Origin of the sequence: Streptococcus infantis, assembly GCF_047465525.1 — a bacterium.
Classification (GTDB): Bacteria; Bacillota; Bacilli; order Lactobacillales; family Streptococcaceae; genus Streptococcus; species Streptococcus infantis_R.
In genome coordinates this window covers 105,262-126,260 of sequence record NZ_JASGZS010000002.1, presented here as the reverse complement: position 1 = coordinate 126,260, position 20,999 = coordinate 105,262, and the positions used below count along the sequence as shown (strand labels likewise).

General features: G+C 32.1%; 19 protein-coding genes and 1 pseudogene. 13 read left to right on the top strand and 7 right to left on the bottom strand.

Translation table 11 applies throughout. The annotated features are described in order from the left end of the window. The first annotated feature begins 282 nt into the window (after positions 1–282). From QM374_RS01380 to QM374_RS01370, 3 genes are read left to right on the top strand one after another with little or no spacing between them, the layout of a single operon-like run. Positions 283–444: a hypothetical protein gene (locus QM374_RS01380; RefSeq protein ID WP_248035834.1), complete on the top strand. Its 162-nt coding sequence runs from the start codon at positions 283–285 to the stop codon at positions 442–444. A gap of 24 nt (positions 445–468) precedes the next feature. Continuing rightward, a complete protein-coding gene (locus QM374_RS01375; protein ID WP_248035835.1) occupies positions 469–771 on the top strand; it encodes a hypothetical protein in 303 nt (100 codons plus the stop codon). Positions 772–786: 15 nt separating this feature from the next. Then, complete coding sequence (locus tag QM374_RS01370; RefSeq protein ID WP_248035837.1) at positions 787–1,083, top strand: hypothetical protein; 297 nt, start codon at positions 787–789, stop codon at positions 1,081–1,083. Between the two features lie 432 nt (positions 1,084–1,515). On the opposite strand, the gene QM374_RS01365 is transcribed toward QM374_RS01370, so the two are convergent. The 4 genes from QM374_RS01365 to QM374_RS01350 are packed head-to-tail and all read right to left on the bottom strand — an operon-like array spanning position 1,516 to position 4,208. Next, entirely contained in the window at positions 1,516–3,198 is a 1,683-nt protein-coding gene (locus QM374_RS01365) for a hypothetical protein (protein ID WP_248035839.1), read from the bottom strand. Continuing rightward, positions 3,180–3,428: an ABC-three component system middle component 6 gene (locus QM374_RS01360; RefSeq protein WP_248035841.1), complete on the bottom strand. Its 249-nt coding sequence runs from the start codon at positions 3,426–3,428 to the stop codon at positions 3,180–3,182. The genes QM374_RS01365 and QM374_RS01360 overlap by 19 nt, the downstream gene beginning before the upstream one ends. 1 nt (position 3,429) lies before the next feature. Next, on the bottom strand, positions 3,430–3,972 hold the full coding sequence (locus tag QM374_RS01355) for a hypothetical protein (RefSeq protein WP_248035845.1): 543 nt from the start codon (positions 3,970–3,972) through the stop codon (positions 3,430–3,432). Next, complete coding sequence (locus QM374_RS01350; RefSeq protein WP_248035846.1) at positions 3,972–4,208, bottom strand: hypothetical protein; 237 nt, start codon at positions 4,206–4,208, stop codon at positions 3,972–3,974. Before QM374_RS01350 ends, QM374_RS01355 begins: the two co-directional genes overlap by 1 nt. A 263-nt stretch (positions 4,209–4,471) precedes the next feature. On the opposite strand from QM374_RS01350, the gene QM374_RS01345 reads away from it, so the two are divergent. Both QM374_RS01345 and QM374_RS01340 read left to right on the top strand, forming a co-directional pair. Continuing rightward, positions 4,472–8,185, top strand: coding sequence for a DEAD/DEAH box helicase family protein (locus QM374_RS01345; RefSeq protein ID WP_248035849.1), 3,714 nt, complete (start codon positions 4,472–4,474; stop codon positions 8,183–8,185). After that, positions 8,172–11,624: an Eco57I restriction-modification methylase domain-containing protein gene (locus tag QM374_RS01340; protein ID WP_248035851.1), complete on the top strand. Its 3,453-nt coding sequence runs from the start codon at positions 8,172–8,174 to the stop codon at positions 11,622–11,624. The genes QM374_RS01345 and QM374_RS01340 overlap by 14 nt, the downstream gene beginning before the upstream one ends. Positions 11,625–11,831: 207 nt before the next feature. On the opposite strand, the pseudogene QM374_RS01335 reads toward QM374_RS01340, so the two are convergent. Together QM374_RS01335 and QM374_RS01330 are read right to left on the bottom strand one after the other, a co-directional pair. After that, a pseudogene (locus QM374_RS01335) lies at positions 11,832–12,064 on the bottom strand (AI-2E family transporter); the annotation flags it as partial. Between the two features lie 330 nt (positions 12,065–12,394). Further along, positions 12,395–13,743, bottom strand: a protein-coding gene (locus tag QM374_RS01330; protein ID WP_414310652.1) for an IS3 family transposase whose coding sequence is annotated in 2 segments (ribosomal slippage) — positions 12,395–13,302 and positions 13,302–13,743 — 1,350 coding nt in all. Because the reading frame shifts where the segments join, the coding sequence is not laid out codon by codon here. A gap of 41 nt (positions 13,744–13,784) precedes the next feature. Between QM374_RS01330 and QM374_RS01325 the strand changes: the two genes are divergently transcribed. From QM374_RS01325 to QM374_RS01305, 5 genes are all read left to right on the top strand, one after another. After that, on the top strand, positions 13,785–14,405 hold the full coding sequence (locus QM374_RS01325) for a replication protein (protein WP_248035115.1): 621 nt from the start codon (positions 13,785–13,787) through the stop codon (positions 14,403–14,405). A 46-nt stretch (positions 14,406–14,451) separates the two neighbouring features. After that, a complete protein-coding gene (locus tag QM374_RS01320; protein ID WP_248035116.1) occupies positions 14,452–14,715 on the top strand; it encodes a helix-turn-helix domain-containing protein in 264 nt (87 codons plus the stop codon). Between the two features lie 66 nt (positions 14,716–14,781). Beyond that, the gene (gene xerC / locus QM374_RS01315; RefSeq protein WP_414310651.1) at positions 14,782–15,999 is read left to right on the top strand and encodes a site-specific integrase; all 1,218 of its coding nucleotides are present in this window, start codon (positions 14,782–14,784) and stop codon (positions 15,997–15,999) included. Between the two features lie 165 nt (positions 16,000–16,164). Next, complete coding sequence (locus QM374_RS01310; RefSeq protein WP_414310650.1) at positions 16,165–17,421, top strand: ISL3 family transposase; 1,257 nt, start codon at positions 16,165–16,167, stop codon at positions 17,419–17,421. Positions 17,422–17,798: 377 nt separating this feature from the next. Beyond that, positions 17,799–18,047, top strand: coding sequence for a hypothetical protein (locus QM374_RS01305; RefSeq protein WP_414310649.1), 249 nt, complete (start codon positions 17,799–17,801; stop codon positions 18,045–18,047). Between the two features lie 16 nt (positions 18,048–18,063). Here QM374_RS01305 and QM374_RS01300 read toward each other — a convergent pair whose 3' ends face one another. Beyond that, a complete protein-coding gene (locus tag QM374_RS01300) occupies positions 18,064–18,624 on the bottom strand; it encodes a hypothetical protein (protein WP_414310648.1) in 561 nt (186 codons plus the stop codon). A 182-nt stretch (positions 18,625–18,806) separates the two neighbouring features. Here QM374_RS01300 and QM374_RS01295 point away from each other — a divergent pair, with 182 nt between their 5' ends. The 3 genes from QM374_RS01295 to QM374_RS01285 all read left to right on the top strand — a co-directional run bounded on the left by QM374_RS01295 (position 18,807) and on the right by QM374_RS01285 (position 20,793). Beyond that, the gene (locus QM374_RS01295; protein ID WP_414310647.1) at positions 18,807–19,097 is read left to right on the top strand and encodes a hypothetical protein; all 291 of its coding nucleotides are present in this window, start codon (positions 18,807–18,809) and stop codon (positions 19,095–19,097) included. A 9-nt stretch (positions 19,098–19,106) separates the two neighbouring features. Then, positions 19,107–19,448 carry a hypothetical protein gene (locus tag QM374_RS01290; protein ID WP_414310646.1) on the top strand — a complete coding sequence of 114 codons (342 nt, stop codon included), beginning with the start codon at positions 19,107–19,109 and terminating at the stop codon, positions 19,446–19,448. Between the two features lie 250 nt (positions 19,449–19,698). Further along, positions 19,699–20,793 (top strand): cell division protein FtsK, encoded by a 1,095-nt coding sequence (locus tag QM374_RS01285; protein ID WP_414310653.1) that lies wholly within the window; start codon positions 19,699–19,701, stop codon positions 20,791–20,793. Positions 20,794–20,999 lie beyond the last annotated feature (206 nt).

Below are 20,999 nucleotides of genomic sequence, written 5' to 3'. Positions count from 1 at the left end.
TAATTGGATATCATTACGGTCTGAAAGGGTAAGGTGTTTATGTTTGGTCATAGTAGGCCTCATTTCTATCACAAACGTCTCACACTTAATTCCACCATAAAAATCCGTTTTAGACTAATTTCCACTTCAGTCAGGAAAGTGGAAGTTACTTTGAGAAATTACCCTGAACAATCAAGATTTAAAATCAGAAAATGAAATTGACATCGTTTCTTCTTTATGATATATTTGCGTTATTAAAGAAAATGAATATTTTTTTAGAAAATCAAAAATAATGGTTTAACTTTGAAGAAACTTGATAAAACAATTTTATTATTCCAAGAAGCAGATATGATTGTTAACAAGGTTGTTTTAGATAAAGATAATATGAGATTTTCTGTAGTTGAAAAAATTTTGGTGATTTTAAAAGTAAAAAATCTTAAAAATATCACTGTAAATGATAATTGAGTGAAATTAACAAAGGAATAAATTATGGAACTAAACAAAAACATCATGCTTGCGATTATTTTCGGTGAGTTACTAATCATATTTTTGTGGGCACTTATCGCTAATCTGACAACACCAAAAATAGAAATCATCGAAAACGTGAAATATGTTCAAAAATTACCTAAAGAATTTTACAAAATAGACCTTACCGACAATGTTATCATCGGTAAACATTATCATTCTGGCAACTACTATTTGGTCGTTTATAACAAATCCAAAAACAAAGGTGAAGATCGTATGGTGGAATACGATATCTGGAGTACAAAAGAAATTGGCTCACAATTTTAGAAAAAGAGGGACATTATGAAAGCATTGCAAGCATTTATTTATTCAACAATCGGTTTTATGTTCTTTGTTATGGTGAGCGTCAATTTTATTGGTATTTTGATGCCCACACCACCTAAAGAAATAAGAACCGTTCAAAAGATAGATGAAACCATTTATTATTTCACACCGAGAAATGATATCGTCACAAGCAAATTTTATAATGACGAGGGATATTTCTTGGTAGTTTACAACGAAGATTCAAAGGATTTTGACATCAAAGAAGTTGAAGAAGAAGATTGGGAACAACAAGAAATCAATCAATATGAAATATAGCGAATTTAAAGAGGCTGGGTAAAAAGCGCATAGTGTCAGGCATTGAAAAAACTTGATACTATGCGTTTTATTTTGGAGATATTTACTTCATTTATCTTGAATTTTAGTTTTTGCTCACCCTCGATTTTTTATTAGTTGAATAATTAAGATGAGGAAAAAGAAATGCTCAAATCAGATTTGATAAACATTATAACTAAGATAGACAAAGTAAAAAATTTCAAAGTACATTTATCTTTCAGAAAAATTTATATTTTCTCGAAACTTATTAAAATAAAATCTATACTTCCGAGAATAACTCATATATTCTAAATTATTTATATAAATTGTTATAAATAAGAACAATCAAATATAACCTTATCTTCATTTATTGTTTCAATTTATTTAAAAATAAACTAAGACTCCTCTAAAATAGAGTCTACATCAGAAAAACAATCAAAGATTAAAAGGTTTTTCATTTTCAGATAACTCTACTAGTATATTATCTCCATGGATAAATTCCTTGCCTGATATTTTCTCTTTCAAAACTGCAACTATATATTGGCACTCAATGCCACTGACAATATCAGCTATTGCCTTAAAAGCTTGATAGTCGATTGATTCAATTACATCATGTATTACAAAATTCGGAACATTTTTGTTAATTTTTTTAGCAAATTTTTGATACGCTAAGTCAAATGCTGTAATAATCGACTTTCGAGTACCCGTACTCAATACTCCATTCACATGATTAATACCAAAAGGGAAGGCTCCATCTGTTTTGTATAACATGAAAGACTGATCATTAGTTTTTCTGCTAAAATCTGAAAAAAATTCATTGAATATTGAAATCATTTCATATGAAGATTCTGAACTTTCTTCTAAAGTTCTTAGCTCTTCTTTTAACCTATGTAAACTTTTTAACAAAAAACAATAGGTTTCACTGATATTTTTATTTTTACCTAACTCTTCTAAATAATTAGCTAGATCATTTTTTAAAACTGTATATTCTTCTATTTTATTATCTTCTACCAACATCGTAATATTTTTATAACTAGAAAATAGCCTATTTTTATTTATCTCCAATTGTTTTATTTGACATTCTTTTTTCTCAAGTTGATAGTTAAAATAATTCAACTTATTCTCTACTAATTCAGTATTAAATTTAATTAAATCCTTAAACTCTTTGTCTAATTTGTCAGTTAGACATGAAACCTCCTTATAAAGCGTCTCTAGTATCTCTTCACTTACTAAGTTATTCCTATCAATTTCAGTCCTTTCAATAATGTCTTTAATACGTTCTTTCTGAAAATATAATTTATCCAAATTATCTTTTATTTGAGCATATTCAATCCTTATTTCGGAAATTTTATTTTCATTTTCCTTAAATTTTTGGGAATCGATTAAAATATCAATTTGATAATTTATATCTTCTACTCTTTTCTCTAGCAAATTAATCTTTTGTGTAATTATATCAATTGAATCAAAATTACTAGATTTCATATAATTTTTTAATTCTTTTTCTTTTTCTCCTATTTTTTCTTTATAAGCTAAAATATCATTTGCAAGTTCTTGTTCTTGTAAGTTAAATAAATAAGAATAAACATTATTATAAACTTTATCGGATGTACGTGTGAGAAATTTCAAAAACTTATCATTATCAGCTTTTTGATCAATTCTAACAAACATTTTTATAAGTTGTCTAAATGTAGGTTTATCTTGGCAATTTGAAAAGAAAATAAAATTCAAGTGTCTAGTATAATCGCTAATACTAACAGATCCCCCATTAATATAGCGTTTCCCATTTGGAAATAAATCAACAGCTAGTTCCTGACAATCTGTGCAATCGGTAAAGGATTTTGCTACTTCCAATACTACTTGAACCTTACTATCAATAATATAATTCTTTAACTTTTCATTTGATTTTTTTGTTTCTTCATTAAAATAAATGTATTTACGTTCCCTTGCCCCTAAAGCAATATCTATCAATTTTAAGATAGTAGTTTTTCCAACACTGTTACTCTTTTCCTGATTTTTTCCAGCATCTACAATTAAGTTTAAGCCTAGTTTAAAATTTATTTCCCTAATTATTTTTTCTGAGGGACTTGTTTCTTTTAAAGTTAATCTTCTAATATACATCTAATTACACCCCTTTGAGAAACTTCAACTTTATTTAAAAGATACAAAACATCGAGTGATAGTAACAATTTTGTAAAATCGATAGATTCATTATATTCTTTATGGATTTCTTCTAATAAATCATCGATATTAAGGTTGCCTTCCTTTAATATTGATAGAATGCATCCAGATAAATAATAAATCGTGTCTTTTGGTTTTAAATCTCTTTCAATTATTAAATCATCATTCATTTTAGTCTACTACCTCCAATATTTTACACTTAGAAAAAGCATATAACATAATTAAATAGATCGCATAGTCAACTTGTTCATCATATAAATTAGTAGGGTTAACAAAATCTTCATTACAAATCTCTTCTTTTAATTTATTGAATATCTGTTCAAGAATAAAATCTCCATCGATATTATCATTATTATCATTTGGTTTTATTTTCAAATACAACGTTTTCATTTTTTTCATTATAGAAGTTGGATCTGGGATAGTTTTTAAAACATTTTCAATAGAATCATATCCTTCCGAATATTCATCGAAAATTTCAATATACTTTTTTACATTATTATATTCAAACTTTTGGAGCCAGTCAGAATTTTTTCGTATTGAGTAGTCACTTTCCTCGATATCTATATTTGAGATTTTTATACATATTTCTCTTAATAAGGATCTTGGAATAGTGCGATTATTAATATTATCTAGTTTATTTACGTTAACTGTATTACCATCCCCTGAAATGCTTATTCCATTTTCTCCTGAACTTACATTTGTATTCAAAACCATTATCTTCCACCATTAATAGTATTGCTATCTCCAACAACACTTATCCCACTTTCTCCTGAATTTGCTTTTCTATTAGTAAATACCTCATTTTTTGATTGCTTACTCTTAAAATTTAACTCAGTATTTATATTCTTTTCAATTTCTTTTACCTTTTTAACTGAATTAACTGATGCAACGAAAGCTATAATTGATAAAAGTGATGCTATAATTCCTAAAAAATTATTTAAATTATCCATTAATTTCAACCCCTATATCTATTTTTTGTTTATATTTTAACATATTTTCCTGTATATGATTATATTTTTTGCTTCAGTAGTGTATCGAGTAATTACATAATAAAATCAAAATTAATAATTCATATCTTCTAAATTAATATTTATATTTATATTTTTTGAGTCATTAAAGTTGCTTAAATACTAAGTGTTTTTAACTATAAAATGTTAAAATATAATAGACTAATAGAAAAGTTGTTTAATAAAAAATCTCGGGAGAAATAAAGATGGCATATCCTCAATTTATAGATAACTCTAGAAAAAAATTATCTGATGTACTAAATGAAATTGCTCCAAATTACTCTGTACTTCGAATAGCAACTGGATATTGGGATCTAGCTGGCACTATTGAACTAATTGACGATTTTGAGCAATATTCGAAAATTCAATTATTGATTGGTAAAGAGCCTATTGCTCACAGGCTGCAAATACAATATAACATTGATATAAATGCCCCTGAGAACCTATTCCCAGAATCTGATATAACTCATGATCTACAAGAATATGGAAAAGGAGGAGATAATACGAAAATACTCGAACAACTCCGCATGACCGCCAAAAAACTTGTAAATCTAATTGAAAACAACAAACTTGAAGTAAAAATATATAGAGAACCTCGGCTTCATGCTAAAGCTTATATATTTGGAGAACTAGGAGATGCTGACTCAGTTGGTATTATTGGTTCTTCAAATTTTACAAAGGCAGGACTCACCTCCAATGCAGAGCTAAATTTTCTTACAGAAAACTACCAAATTGTTGAATTCAAACCAACCAGTGATAAACAACAAAATGGACATATCGTATGGTTTGATGAACTATGGAAAGACGCTGAAGACTGGACTGGAGAATTCAGTAACATCATTGTGGATAGCCCTGTTGGTGATAAAACATATGGTGCTTATGATGTTTACATCAAAACTCTTATGGAGGTCTTCCCAGAGGAACTGCAGCCTGTTGATCCTTTTGACAAAGATATTGAGGATATTCTTCACCCATTCCAAAATCAAAATGCACTCGATTTAAGGCGGAAACTGTCACGTTATGGCGTTGCAATGCTTTCAGATTCTGTCGGTCTAGGAAAAACCATCACAGCTGCTGCTATCATTAAACAATATATCGAGGATGGAAACAACAATATTGTTATTATTCCACCAGCATCGCTTAAACAACAATGGATTGACGAGTTAGAAGGAGAAAGATGGAATCTTCGTGAGGGAAAAGATTTCAGATTGATCTCCCAACAAGATTCTGGAACAATACAAGAACAAATTGATTACTTTAAACATCATAAAAACTCTCGAAATACTATTGACTTATTCGTAGTTGATGAGGCTCACAATTTAAGAAATCAAGGAAGTACTCGCTATCAAAAAATTTTACAACTATTCCAGGAAAATCCTCAATCGAAAGTTCTTTTACTCACTGCTACACCTATTAATAACTCTTTGATTGATTTTGCAAATCAAATACAACTAGGTGCAAAAGGTGATCTGGTTTCCATCAATGTTCCGTATAAAAGTAATAAAGGTAAAACTCTTGAATACATTGACTTCTTTGAAGCATTAAGGCGAATTCAATCAGAAGCAACTCGTGCTGAAAAACGAGGAGAAGAATTTGATTGGGATTTCCATAAAAATACTATCATTGCTGGAATAAGGCATTATCTTGTTAGATCAACAAGACAAGGTGTTATCAAAAATGAGCAGATGAATTCTACAAATGGACGAACCAATCCTTTCCCAACGTCAACAATCGAACAGTTCCCCTATACTTATCTCAGTGAGGATAATGAATTTATCCATCAAGTCCTAGATGAAGTAAAAGATTCAACTTTCGAAAATCTAACTCCTGCAACTCTAAACCTAAATTTAATTAGTGAATTAACACAACGCACTTCTCATCCACTTGATTTATATAAGGAAATCCATAAAGAACAACAATCTGGAATTAATATTTCTGAAAAATATAACCTCTCAATAAAGTCGAATAGAGAAGCTATTTTTATTAATGAAGATGAAGTTTCAAGTATTATTCCAACATTATTTAAAGTGATAAACTTTCTGGGCTTTGCACCATATAAACCAGATTCCTATTCTCATAATATTTACAATAAAACAATTAATGAAATTCGTGCATTAGATCTAAAAGGAAATGAAGCTAATAAATTAAGGACTCAACTTGCCATTCACAATATGCTTCATGTAACTTGGCTCAAGCGCTTGGAATCATCTACAGCCACCCTACTAAGATCTGTGCAGAATTACCAAGATAGGATTGCATTGTTTGAAAAATGGTTGGATAGGGGATATATAGTTAGTCTGACCGATGCTGTAACTCTTGATAGTGAATATGGTGAAGATATTGATAAAGCTTTTGAAGATTATGAAAAATACTTGTCAGATTTAGACGAGGCTATGTCTCAAGGTAACGAACAAGACATTAAAAAACGTGGTGTAGAAAGAAAAGAAGCTGATGAAAAACTATTTAATATTGCTCAATTAAAAAAAGATCTCCAACGAGATAAAGACATATGTAAATTTTTAACTTCTGTATTAACAAGATTAAGTAAAAAAGGCCATGACGGAAAGCTAAATGCATTTGCAGATAAAATAGTAGAACGATTAGAAGAAAACAAATATGGAAAAAAACTATTAGTTTTTAGTTTCTTTTCTGATACAATTGATTATCTGAAAGAAAGCCTCCCACAAATATTAGAAAATAGGATTCCTAACTTCTCAAAACGTGCGGAATTTATTTCAGGTAATAGTGTCTATGTTGAAGAAATTACTAAACGCTTTTCTCCGATTAGTAAAAAAGCAACGATTAAGAAGCAGGACGAACTCGATTTCTTATTTGCTACTGATGTACTTTCTGAAGGTCAAAACTTACAAGATGCTGGTTTCTTAGTGAATTATGATTTACATTGGAATCCTGTGAGAATGATTCAAAGAAATGGTCGAATCAATCGTTTAGGATCAACATATGAAAACATCCTTATTGCAAACGTAAAGCCTCATGATGACTTAGAGTTCTATCTAAACTTAATTAGACGTCTAGAACACAAAATTGCAACAATCAACTTTACCGTTGGTAACGATCAAAGTATATTAGGTGAAAGTGAAAATCCAATAGAATTTCATGAAATATTGGAATCTGATAACATTTTTGATGATGATATTGACAAAGCTTCAAAAGCAATGGAACGATTTGAAAATACCGAAGATATATTAGATTGGGTTGATAATTATTCCACTGAATTACGGAAATTTATTGATGCTCACAAAGAAGATGGAGCAATTAAGAGGATTCAAAGTATCCCTGATGGAAAATGGAATTACCTTCCGAAATCAACTGAAAATTTTGAGAATCTAGACTATGTTATCGGACTATATAGAGCCAAAGGTAAAATCTCTGCTACTGGTGCACTGATAAAAGATATTGGTTTCGTAAGCATCGAAAAAAGCTCAGAAAAAAGAGGGCCATTCAGCTCGCTTCAAGCAAAATACATTCAAGAAAAGGATGCTTTGAAACAAATTCAAACGACTCCCCAAGATAATAAACGTATGATAGATAAAATACCAGTCGATAGATCGGAATATATCAAAAAAGGTAATACTGAAATTTGTGTGCAATTTGAATCAGCTAATCCAGTTTATAGTATAAAGCAACAAGGGATGCACGCTCTTGAAATTTTAAAAACTTATTTTGGTTCAAGTTACAATCTTGTTGGAATTATTGAAAAAGGAATACGTTATTCAAATGATAAACGAGCTTTTGAACAAATTGTTCGAGAAGTAAATAAACAAAACAAAGAAAATGGTGAATTAACACCACGAGTAATCAAGAATTTTGAGAACTTACTAACTAAGCTTTTACAAGCTGAATCGGACGTAAAAAGAATAGAGAAAGTCGAAGGTGTATTATTCTATGCAAAACCATAATGGCATTCATACAATAGACAAATTAGTCAAACAACTATCGAGTGAAAAGAATGAGTGGATATCCCTCGCTATAGCAATTGACTTAGCTGATGAAATAATGAGAGGGATCCTTCCAAATCAAGATAGATGGACTAGTATGTTGGAACACGATAGTCAAAATACTGGAAATCTCCCCTCTCCTCTTCCAATGGATATTTTCCATAATCAAAAACAAAGAACATGGTTTCGTGAACACCCAGAATCTAATTCTGCACGTTCAGCCTTTCAACACTTCAAACAGGATGACTGTGTAGTTGAAAGTAAGTTATTCTGGTTTAGTGAAAGTGCAACTAAACAAAAGATTTCAGCTTCAACAGAATTTACATCTAACTGGGAAGACTCTGACTTAACAAGAATTCCAAGCAACAAGATTGGAATCGATTTTTTCCTGACATCTGATGCCAATTCTCTCCTAATTGTACTTTCAAATAGAAAAAAAATTCGTGTTATGGAGTTACATGATCATTTGAGTAATACTCAAAAACAAATTTTTGACAATCTATTTAAAGCAGCAAATGGTGATGATTCAAAAATTAATAATGGTCAAAATCTCGAACCTCAACAGACTATTCATAAAAAACTATGGGATGCGTTGCAACTGAAAGAAGTTAATAAACAATTCTATTCAATTATTGCAAAATTCTTTGAAGATCTAGTTGAAACTATGGAAAATCAAGGAAAGAACTCAGAAGATGCAAAACAATTTTCTTCCCGACTTCTAGGACGAATGCTTTTCATTTGGTTCTTACGGAAAATGAGTATTATTTATGAGGACTTTGGATACTTTGAAATAGATGGTTTATCAGCTACTGAATATTATGAAAAGAAAATAAAACTTCTATTTTTTAGTACCCTAAACACTGATATTTCCGATCGTAAACACCTAGATTATATAACACCGTATTTAAATGGTGGGTTATTTGAACCCAAGGAAAATGATTTTATTGGTGAAACAATCAATTTCCCACAAGATTATTTTAAAAATCTTTTTGATAGGTTTAACGAGTTCAATTTTACTACTGATGAATCTAGTGCTGATTTTGAAGTGATTGCAGTCGATCCTGAAATGTTAGGACAAGTATTTGAAAATCTATTGGCTTCCCAAAATGAAGATACTGGACAGAGCGCACGGAAATTAAGTGGAGCATTCTACACTCCGAGAGATATTGTAGCATTTATTTGTAAAGAATCTTTAAGGGAATATTTATATAACAAGGTGGGAAATAGAGTCTTCAATCAAGGAATAGACTTACTAATTGACTATTCAGATGCTGAATTTTTAGCAAGAAAAAGTACATCTGGTGCTGATTTATGGGGAATCAATAGTAAAAATATAACAAAAACTATCCTTGAGGCACTAGATAGCTATAAGGTTTTAGATCCCGCTTGTGGTTCTGGTGCTTTTCCAATGGGGATGATTCAACTACTTGTTAGAACATATGAAAGATTACTAAAATCCTTTGATGCATATGAACTTAAACTTTCTATTATTGAAAACAACATCTTTGGAGTAGATATCGAACCGATGGCAATTGAGATTTCTCGTTTAAGAGCTTGGCTTTCAGTAATTATTGACGAACCCGATAAAAGTAAAATCCAGCCTTTACCTAACCTAGATTTTAAGTTTGTTTGTGCTAATAGTTTAATCTCTTTATCTCAAGATGACGATAATATTTTTGACGACCAAGATTTAGACCTAAAACTTTCGGACATTCGACAAAAATATTTTAATGCTCGTATAAAGAGTTCCAAAGATAACTGGCAAAAAAAGTATTATGAATTAACAACAGGAAAAATTCAACTTTGGGAATCGGTACGTTCCGAACAATTAAAATCCTTCGACCCTTTTATTGTAAAGAAACCAGCAAGCTTTTTTGACAGTTATTTTATGTTTGGAGTTCACAAATTTGATGCAATTATTGGAAATCCTCCCTACGTTGGAACCAAAAAGCGGAGCACGGCTGATAAAATAGCTCTAGAAAATGAATTTGGATTTGCAGATGATCTATACAGCCACTTCTTCTTCAAAGGAATTGAACTACTTGAAGAAGGAGGAAGTCTTACATATATCACTTCTAAATCTTTTTGGACGATTCAATCGAAGAAAAACTTAAGAGATTTACTACTTTCTAACACAATAAATTATATCTTTGACACTGCTAATCCATTTGAATCCGCGATGGTAGATACTGCGATTACATCCGTTAATAAGAATAAATATGAGTTAGAAAACACGATTATGTTTATTGACGGAAGTAAAAATATATTAGAACCTATATATTTTAAAGTTGAACAATCTACTTATGTAAATACTCAAAATACTGTTATTTTTAAACCAACTAAGCACAACCTAAAAATTTATCAATTATATAGAGATAAGATTAAAGAACTAAATAATATGTGGTGGGATAAAATTTCCACCAGTAGCAAAATTGAACAGAATAAAAAAGAACTCAATGAATATCGAAGCAATTTAAAACCTGGAGACATTGCTTTATTAGGCTGTTTATCAGTAGGAGGTGTTGGTTTACAAACTGGTAATAATGGTAAGTATATTGCTGTTAGGAAATCAACTAAATGGGCTGAAAATATTATGAACACACGCCCTAGAAAATTAAAAAATGCGATCAATAAATATAACATTACATCTAATGACTTAAATGATTATTCAGATCCGAACCAGCTATTGATTGATTTGGATGAATATCAAATCGCTGAACTCTTTGATTCAATAAAAGAAAAATATGGTCGAGATGTTTTCGGACAAGGATATCTTTATCGAATTATAGAGGACAATGAAATTACTGATGTAGATTCCCTCACTGATGACGAAAAATTACACGGAATTTCTACCGAAAAAAATTATTACGTTCCATATGACAAAGGAGATAAAGACGGAAACAGATGGTACCTAGAAACACCATTTGCCATTGCGTGGTCAAAAGAAAACGTAAGCTATCTGAAAACTGATCCTCGGGCAAGATATCAAGGATATTCCTACTTTTTTAAAGAAGGTTTCTGTTGGTCTGATATAAATACTACTTATTTGAAATGTCGCTTGAAACAAAAAAGTATTAATGATGTTAAAAGTATGAGTTTATATGGATTGTCTCAGAAAGTACCAGAATACTATATCATAAGTATCATTAATTCAAAATTCATGAGCGAGTATGTTAATGATTTTGTAAATAATACTCAGACATTCCAAATAAACGATGCACGCCAATTGCCAATAGTTGTACCATCTCCTGAAAAACTTCAAGAGTTACTTCCACTCTTCCATGAGGTGATTCAAATAAAGAAATCTGATTATAGCTCCCAAGAAGATAAGGCTAGGGCATTAAAACTAATCGAAGATAAAATCGAAGATATTATTCTTGAAATATATCAAATAAAATAGGTATAAATATTTTAAAAGAGAGAACGTATCTCGTACAATGTCATAAGGTTAAGAAATTCAAATACAATTCTGTATTTGGATTTCTTTTTTATTTGATAAATTATAGTTAAGGAGATGTTTTCCATGATGAAACAGATAAAAGCCCTCTTGAAAAAATATAACAGATATATCAGTTAGAAACAATAAGGCTTTATTTAACAAGACTCATTAAATTAATTCTTTATCTATCTGATTTTCCTTTGCAACGACAAATTCTTTAATCAATTGATAGATAACAGCAAATATCGCTTTAAAGAATATCATTCCAAGTATGCCAAAGAGTTTACCTCCGATACTAGCTGCTGCAATCATAAAAACAGCTGCTAAAGCAATGGACTGATTTACAGCTGTATAACTTGATAAAGAAAAATAGAAAATAAGGCTTGAGTTGAACTGACTGTTAACTACCAGATTAAATTCCATCTATTGTGAAATAAAATGAAACAAGACTAAAAAAATTTCATCTCTTAGCCTAAAGGGGGATGGGGATTCCCCAAAATTCAAATCACCTCAAAAGTACATACACTATGTGTATACAAATTTTGGGTGTGATTTTGGGAGTATGTGTATACAGACTCTGAGCTCGCAAAGTCATATTATGAGAAATCTATCCCCTTCGATAAAATAATCCAAAAAATCAATTTGACTGTCATTTGTGTGTACAAATATTTTAAGAAGATATATAAAAAACGCTGCGAATTGTACTGACCCCAAAAAGTTAGACAATTAATTTATCCAAAGGATTTAGTTCTGTATTGCACAGGACTGAGTCCTTTTAGTTTTACCTTAATTCTCTTGTTGTTGTAATAATCAATATAGTCTACAATAGCTTGTTCCAATTGGTTAAGTGATTGGAAGGTCTTCTCATAGCCATAAAACATTTCGGATTTCAAAATGCCAAAGAAAGATTCCATCATGCCATTGTCTGTGCTATTACCCTTACGTGACATGGACGGCTGAATCCCCCTACTCTCTAAGAATTGATGATAAGAATTGTGTTGATATTGCCATCCTTGATCACTATGGAGAATAGTATTCTCGTAGTATTCCTCTGAGAAAGCTTGTTCTAACATCGTCTTTACTTGTGCTAAGTTCGGAGACCTAGAAAGATTATAGGCGATAATTTCGCTATTAAAGCCATCTAAAACTGGCGACAAATAGAGCTTTTGACTGCTTGATGGAATGGCAAACTCTGTCACATCTGTGTAGCACTTTTCCATTGGTTTAGAACCTTCAAATTGACGTTGAATGAGGTTATCTGCTTTCTTGCCAACGTCTCCTTTATGAGAAGAATACTTGCGTTTCTGTCGCATTTTAGCCTGTAAATTGAGCACTTTCATCAAGCGTTGAACTCTTTTATGATTGATCAAAAAACCACGATTTCTTAATTCTAAATGAATCCGACGATAACCATAATTTCCCTTATGTTCGATAAAAATGGATTGAATTTCAGCTTTAAGCTCTTGGTCCTTATCTGGTTTGTCTAGCTGTTTCAAGTGATAGTAGTAGGTCGAACGAGCTAGTTTAATGGCTTTTAGAAGAATATCTAACGAAAACTCAGTAATTAATTCTTGAACAATTTCTGTCTTTCTTCTTTCTCTTTTTCCTCCTTCAATCGGAGTTCTCTCAACTTTTTTAGGATGGCATTCTCCGCTCTCAGATACTCATTTTCTGCTTGAAGACGTTCTAATTCTGTCCTCTCTTCAGGTCTCTTTTTTGGCTTACGTCCCATTTTAGGTATTCTCCCTCTTGTTTTCTCAACAATAGTATACCCGTTTTTCTTGTATTGTGCTAGCCAATTAAGAAGTATCGTACGACTTGGGAGGCCGTATTCAAGTGAAACTCTATCTTTAGTCCAGCCTTCATGTAAGACTTTATTAATCATTTCTTGTTTTAAATCAGGAGAATAGTAACGATTTTTTCCTTTTTTGACGAACTCTATTCCGTAACGATCAATCAATTTAATCATGTACCTAATATTAGAATTGTTTATCCCAAATTTATTTGAAAGCTTCTCTAAGCTATAGCCTTGTTTTCTAAGTTCATAGATCTGAACTTTATCATCATAAGTTAATTTCATAATAAAAATACCCCAAAAGTTAGATTTTTTCTGTCTAACTTTTGGGGTGCAGTTCAAAATGGGCATTCCTATTCTATAAGGAAAGTGCCCCAGAAAATTATTTAGAAATTCTCGAAGAGTTACACATTCCATTTGTTCTTAGCCCTTGGCATGATAAGGACATTAACAGGGAAACTGGGGAATTTAAAAAATCGCACAAGCACGGAGTCTTATTTTTTGAATCGCTAAAAAGTTATTCCCAAGTATCAGAGCTTCTTACTGAGAAACTCAATACACCTTCCCACGTTGAAGTTGTCATGTCACCAAAAGGTATGTACGATTATTTCATACATGCAGAAAACCCTGAAAAAACTTTATACAATATAGAAGATATTGAATCAGGTTGCGGATTCGAACTTGATAAGTTCTTGATAGAGCAAAATTCAAATTTATTTCTAGAAACTGTTATCGATGTAATCACCGATAACGATTTTACCGAGTTCGAAGACTTAGTTCACTACGCTAGAAATAAAGATATTTCACTACTGGGATTAATAATTGAACGAACCTACTTTTTTACAAAATTTTTAGATTCTAGACGTTATAATCCCCAAAACAACAAAAAAACCTCATCAGAAGATACTTTGGCGAGCAATACTGATGAGGCAAATACAGATGATTAAAAATCAACTGATACTTCAATTATAGCACAATAGGGAGAAATAACTTATGCAAGTAATTCTACCAGACGAACAAGTTCAACAAATTCAGCACCTACTCGCTGAACTAATCGAAAAAGAAATTGAAAAGAAGCTGCACCATAGTAACCTTGGAAGCCCATTTTTAAACAAACAGCAGGCTTGCCACTACTTGGGTATCTCAAACAATACTCTAGACAGTTGGATCAAACGAGGACTGCCTACAATAAAAATAGGCAAGACTATACGATTTAATAAAGAGGCCATTAATTCATGGCTTTACTCACAAAACTAGAAATATCAAGATTTTTGTTTTATAATAGTCATGATATTTTCTGGTTCGATACACAAGGAGAATATCATGAGTATCACTAAGACACAAAATGGTACTTATCGTTTAAAAATCTACATTCCAATAGATGCACGAATGCCACTTGGTATTGTTAATAGCAATTATTACGATAAGAGATTCAAAACGAGAAAGGAGGCAAGGCAAGCTGAGATAGACTTGCTTACCAAGTTAAATCAAATAGAAGATAATGAGTTTACAGAACTAGCAAAAGGAGATATTCTTTTCTCAGACTTCTATAACAATATCTGGTGGGACTCTTATAAAGCAGGACAAACTACATCCACTTCTAAGCCACCAAGCAGGTCAACAGTTGCTAATACCAAAACATGTTTTGAAAAACATATACTACCACTTCTTGGAAACTATACGATACAGTTTCTAAATCAAAATAAGCAAGTTATCCTAAATCTAATGACATCTAAGGCTAATGAATATGCGAACTTCAAATCCTTACGTAGCTATGTGATTTCCATTTTTGATTGGGCAGAAGAACTTGAGTATATCGAAGCTAATAAAGTTGCAAAAATATTAAGAAGAATAAAGGCCACTAAAAAGATTCAACTTGCAGAGTCAAAGAGAGAGGAAGATTTATATCTAACTCATGAACAACTCCAAGAATGGTTCTCAGCATTTCAAGAAGATTTAGAGAATGATAAAATAACCCTTAAAGATTATGTCCTATTTTATCTCACTTTTTTTTTAGGCGATAGAAAATCTGAAACCTATGCTCTTCAATGGAAACATATCGATCTTTCAAAAAAACAGATTCAGCTAATTCAAGCTTTAGATAGATATGGACAAGTAAAATCTACTAAGGGAAATAAGAAAACTATTTTCTCTATTTCTAATGACTTACTTCAGCTTCTTACCTCTTGGAAAGAGCAACAAAAACATGAACTAGCAAAGTTTGGCATCATCATTAACCCAGAACAATTTGTTTTTACATATATCGACACAAGAGGAAACATCAACAAGCCTTTACATGCTGACTATCTAAACAATAAAATGAAAAGCATCAGAAAGCGACATAAAGAGTTGGCACATGCTACACCTCATAAACTGCGACATACAGGAGCAACACTTGCTAAACAAGCAGGAATGAGCTTAGAAGCTATTTCTGAGGCTCTAACACACAGTGACACAGGAACAACTCAGATTTATGTAAATACTTCTAATGTAGTTCCTATGGCAGTTGGTGAATTTGCTTTAAAGTCTCTAAAACAATAAGGTGAAAATAAGGTAAACTTTGAGGTGAACTTTTCAAAAAAGGCTCTATAATATTTGTAGTGGGTAAATCCCCTATGGATATTATGGAGCCTATTTTTGTGTAGAAAAAAAGTCCCATATGACCTATAATGAAAAGCGACTAAACAACTCATTAGAAAGATTCATATGGAACAATTACATTTTATCACAAAACTACTCGATATCAAAGACCCAAACATCAAAATTCTAGATATTATCAATATGGATACTCACAAAGAAATCATCGCTAAACTGGATTATGAGGCTCCATCTTGTCCTGATTGCGGAAGTCAAATGAAGAAATATGACTTCCAAAAACCGTCGAAAATTCCTTACCTCGAAACGACTGGTATGCCTACTAGAATCCTCCTTAGAAAACGCCGTTTCAAGTGCTATCAGTGCTCGAAAATGATGGTCGCCGTGACCTCTCTCGTCAAGAAAAATCACCAAATTCCTCGTATTATCAATCAAAAAATTGCGCAAAAATTGATTGAAAAGACTTCTATGACTGATATTGCCCATCAGCTTTCCATTTCAACTTCAACTGTCGTTCGCAAGCTCAATGACTTCCGTTTTAAACATGACTTTAGCCGACTTCCTGAGATTATGTCTTGGGACGAGTATTCTTTTACCAAGGGAAAGATGAGTTTCATTGCACAAGATTTTGACAATCTCAACATTATCACCGTGCTTGAAGGTAGAACCCAGACTATCATCCGAAATCACTTTCTGCGCTACGATAGAGCCGTTCGCTGTCAGGTGAAAATAATTACTATGGATATGTTTAGTCCTTACTATAACTTGGCTAAACAGCTTTTTCCATGTGCTAAAATCGTTCTAGATCGTTTTCACATTGTTCAACATCTTAGCCGTGCTATGAGTCGTGTCCGTGTTCAAATCATGAATCAATTTGAGCGAAAATCTCATGAATACAAGGCTATCAAGCGCTATTGGAAACTCATCCAACAAGATAGCCGTAAACTGAGTGATAAACGTTTTTATCGCCCTACTTTTCGCATGCACTTAACGAATAAAGAGATTCTAGACAAGCTTTTGAGCTATTCAGAAGACTTGAAACACCACTATAATCTCTATCAACTCTTGCTTTTTCACTTCCAGAATAAAGAAGCTGACAAATTTTTCGGACTTATTGAGGACAATCTGAAGCAGGTTCATCCTCTTTTTCAGACTGTCTTTAAGACATTTCTCAAGGACAAAGAGAAAATTGTCAACGCCCTTCAATTGCCCTATTCCAACGCTAAATTGGAAGCGACTAATAATCTCATTAAACTCATCAAACGAAATGCTTTTGGTTTTAGGAACTTTGACAACTTTAAGAAACGAATTTTCATCGCTCTGAATATAAAAATGGAGAGGACAACGATTGTCCTCTCCAGATGTTAGCTTTTATTCAACCCACTACAGTTGACAAAGAGCCTCAAAAAAACACGAAAAAAGCACCCATAAGGTAAACTTTTGAGTGCTTTGAAACGTTGATATAATCGTATTGATTAACGTTTTGAGAATTGTGATGCTTTACGAGCTTTCTTAAGACCTGGTTGGAAAAACTATTCTTTGAATAAGTTTCAATTTCCTTTTAAAATCAGTGTTTTCCCACGTTTTCAGAAAATAGATTTTCATCTAATTTGAATAAATTTCATTTGAATGGTGTGAATTTTACCCTAAAAATACACGAATTGAGCTAGATTTTATCAGAAAGTTCACACCATTGACATATATCGGTTTATATGGTAACGTTAACTTAGAAGGAGGAATATCTCATGCATGATTATAGTTATTTTATCAATAAAATCAGCAGTTTAACTAACATTAGTGATACCATTATCGTAAATGCGTACTCTGAAATTCTCCAAGAATTAAAACAAGCCTTTAAAAGTGGGAAAATCTCAGAATATGAATACGACAAATTACAAAAGAAACTAAAGAGATTACAACAGGAACTAAACATTCGTATTCTTACAGATGATGATTTACGTGATTTAAATTCACCTGGTAACCTTTCTCGCTAAGGAACAGTACAATTCGTTACTGTTCTTTTTCTTTATTCTTTTGTTTCACATAAAAACATAGTGGTTTTTTTAATCTCATATTTGATAATGCTAAACTATCTGACAATAACGCCTTTTCATCATCTAAAAAAAGATTGTAATTAGTGTAATCATCCTTCCATCTCTTTTCATCTAACTCAAAATATCTTGAAAACAAAGCCTCGATCATCACATACATTTTTTCATCCCTAGGAATATCAAAAATATACGCTGATTTGTCATCTTTATTACTAAAATGATAGTAACTATCTAGATTCTTGACTCTAATAGAATTTTCCTTTTTTTCTCGTTCAAAATCATTTTGATCAATTCCTGATATTTTTAAAAAATATGGCTTCATAGCAATCGTTAGGGCATTTTCCATATCTTCTGTTAGAACAAATGCTGAAGTTTTCGCAACTTTTGTTTTTTTATCAAGTTCAAACCACGAATCCATTTTTTGCAATTCTCTTGATACTTTAACTTTTATCTTTGCAAACGTATCCGGTGGCAAATTATAAATTTGCTGCTGTAATTCAATAAACTCTCGTATTGTCATATTTTAAAATACCTTCCTTTTTTAACTTTTACAAAATGTAACTATTACACTAATAATTGTAACACGTTTTGTTTTTTTGTCAATCTTTTTCTTGTTGCTTTATCCGCGTTTATGTGTTTTAATGTAACTGTAAGCAAGAAGTCACTATTGATTACAGATTTAAAAATAGAAAAGGGAGTACAATGAAACAACTCAAACAAACTTTACTAACTTTGCGCACACATCGATTGGAAAATTTCGGAATATTTGGATATCAAATAACAAGTGATGATTGGCAACTTGAAAACGTTCCTTCTGAATTGAATGAACTCTGGAATAATCCAAATTTACTTTCATTCCAAGCTCAATCAATTCATTATCTTTCAGACATCGATCAAATGTCACGTCAAGAATTAGTACAGCGAATAGACGATGAATATCGTCTCATCATCAGTCTTGAAAAAATCTTTTCAGATCTCAAAAGCAGAAAGTAGAAAATATATATGGCAAAAACTAATTGGAATCGAACTCTTGATGAAGTTCTCAAACACAAAACTCAACCTAAAATTATGGTTAGCGAAAAGACCAAAAACGAATACACAACCGATGTTATCCCAATTCTCAACGTTGTATCCATCGGTTCCATTGAAGAAATTGATGGTAAGTTCAAATATTCAATTGTAGATACAAACAACGACCTTGAATATAGTATCAAAACATCAAATAAGGTTGATGTTAAGTTTGGTACAATTCTTCAATTCAAGAACGTACGTGGCGGTGCAACAACTAACGGTGTTGGGTGGTATGCTGCTGACTCAGTAGCAGTGGTTCAACGGAATGCGTAACCGTAGATATCGTAGAATCAAACCTACTACTAATTGTAAACCTCAAGGCTATCAACTCTCTCTGATAGCCTTTACGGTTACAATTAGTATGACTGGATTGCTACTCTACATAAGCTATTCAATAGAACTATTGAAATCATATCTGACTAAGCCGTTGCTATTCTTTGCTATTATAGACTTAATTAGCTTCTTATGTTTAGTGTATACTTGGTCGCTACGTGAAGAGGTATCAACTATTTCGATACCAGTCATGTCTAATCAAGCCAATAGGTTATCTCAAAAATTGAAGCGATTATTCAATGACAAACAAATCACAGATGTCCTAAAACTTTCAAACTCAACACGCTATGGCGATGAAATGCCAGAACTACATGTTTGGATTAACGATGATTTGAATGAGGGATATATTGCTATTGAGAATATTGCAAACTGGGAACGTGCTGACCGTGAAAAATTTGAGCAACGAGTGTCAGGGATATTATCAGGTAAATATCAAAGGTTTACAGTCGTTAATTCTGAATTAACCGCTGGAGATAGTTATATTATCTTCCGTTTAGAAGATACATTAACTTCTCAAAGATTGCATGTCAAAGATGAATCCGATTCATTAAAAGAGTTTATCAATGACAATAAACATACTATTCGTTTATCTAACGACCTTGTTTGGCATTCCGATATTGTACCACATTTGAGTGTCATTGCTCGCACTCGAGCGGGGAAATCCGTGCTTGCTGGTCGTTATATGGCACGTTTAATGTTGTTACAAGGTTGGGATGTCGAATATAATTCTGCTAAGTATGATAGATACGTTAAAGAGTTTCATGGTCAATCAGACCCTATAAAAATAGTAGAACGTGCTGAATACTGGTGTACCGTGATGGATGAACGACTAGCCAAAATAAATGAGGCTGATAAAGAGAAGTACCTTGAAATGGAACATATGCCGAACATCGGACTGTTCTTTGATGAGCTAGGGAATCTAAACGCTTCTCTTGAATCTCTTGATAAAGTTGACAAAAGCTTAAAAATCACTTCTCGCTGGACTACTGCGATTAACCGTTTATCTGCGACTGGTGGCTCTGCTGGTATTCATATCATTGCTATTAGCCAGTTTGCAACAAAAGAAGGGTTTTTACCCTCCCTAGCCCGTGTAAATTGCTCCGATGCTGTAATCATGTTAGGTGGTGCTGCCGATTCTGCCGAAGAACGAAAATATCTCATGTCTGGTTTCGCTGACATGCCGAAGCGTAGTTATGGAAAAGGTCAGGGAATCGCTCGTATTATTAGTTCTGGTAAAAAGTGGGAAGTTCCACACTTTTATGAAACACCGTGGTTTGATGAATAGTGGTAAACAATCCATTTGTGTTCCAACTAGAGAATTCTATTGGAACAACAAATGGATTCATGACGAAGCCGACGAGTCACAAGGTCGGTCATCTTTGAAAAAGATGAAACAAAACTAATTCTAACTATTTCTAACGCATGCACGGCAGTGGGCTTGTCAACTGCCGTGCATAACACAAAACACTAGATAGAACACGGGTTTGAAGC

Coding starts and splice junctions, on each gene's coding strand:
- QM374_RS01370 (WP_248035837.1), top strand. CDS start 787: ATGAAAGCATTGCAAGCATTTATTTATTCAACAATCGGTTTTATGTTC.
- QM374_RS01360 (WP_248035841.1), bottom strand. CDS start 3,428: ATGAATGATGATTTAATAATTGAAAGAGATTTAAAACCAAAAGACACG.
- QM374_RS01375 (WP_248035835.1), top strand. CDS start 469: ATGGAACTAAACAAAAACATCATGCTTGCGATTATTTTCGGTGAGTTA.
- QM374_RS01290 (WP_414310646.1), top strand. CDS start 19,107: ATGGCAAAAACTAATTGGAATCGAACTCTTGATGAAGTTCTCAAACAC.
- QM374_RS01345 (WP_248035849.1), top strand. CDS start 4,472: ATGGCATATCCTCAATTTATAGATAACTCTAGAAAAAAATTATCTGAT.
- QM374_RS01285 (WP_414310653.1), top strand. CDS start 19,699: ATGTCTAATCAAGCCAATAGGTTATCTCAAAAATTGAAGCGATTATTC.
- QM374_RS01340 (WP_248035851.1), top strand. CDS start 8,172: ATGCAAAACCATAATGGCATTCATACAATAGACAAATTAGTCAAACAA.
- QM374_RS01350 (WP_248035846.1), bottom strand. CDS start 4,208: ATGGATAATTTAAATAATTTTTTAGGAATTATAGCATCACTTTTATCA.
- QM374_RS01305 (WP_414310649.1), top strand. CDS start 17,799: ATGCATGATTATAGTTATTTTATCAATAAAATCAGCAGTTTAACTAAC.
- QM374_RS01320 (WP_248035116.1), top strand. CDS start 14,452: ATGCAAGTAATTCTACCAGACGAACAAGTTCAACAAATTCAGCACCTA.
- QM374_RS01295 (WP_414310647.1), top strand. CDS start 18,807: ATGAAACAACTCAAACAAACTTTACTAACTTTGCGCACACATCGATTG.
- QM374_RS01310 (WP_414310650.1), top strand. CDS start 16,165: ATGGAACAATTACATTTTATCACAAAACTACTCGATATCAAAGACCCA.
- QM374_RS01355 (WP_248035845.1), bottom strand. CDS start 3,972: ATGGTTTTGAATACAAATGTAAGTTCAGGAGAAAATGGAATAAGCATT.
- xerC (WP_414310651.1), top strand. CDS start 14,782: ATGAGTATCACTAAGACACAAAATGGTACTTATCGTTTAAAAATCTAC.
- QM374_RS01300 (WP_414310648.1), bottom strand. CDS start 18,624: ATGACAATACGAGAGTTTATTGAATTACAGCAGCAAATTTATAATTTG.
- QM374_RS01365 (WP_248035839.1), bottom strand. CDS start 3,198: ATGTATATTAGAAGATTAACTTTAAAAGAAACAAGTCCCTCAGAAAAA.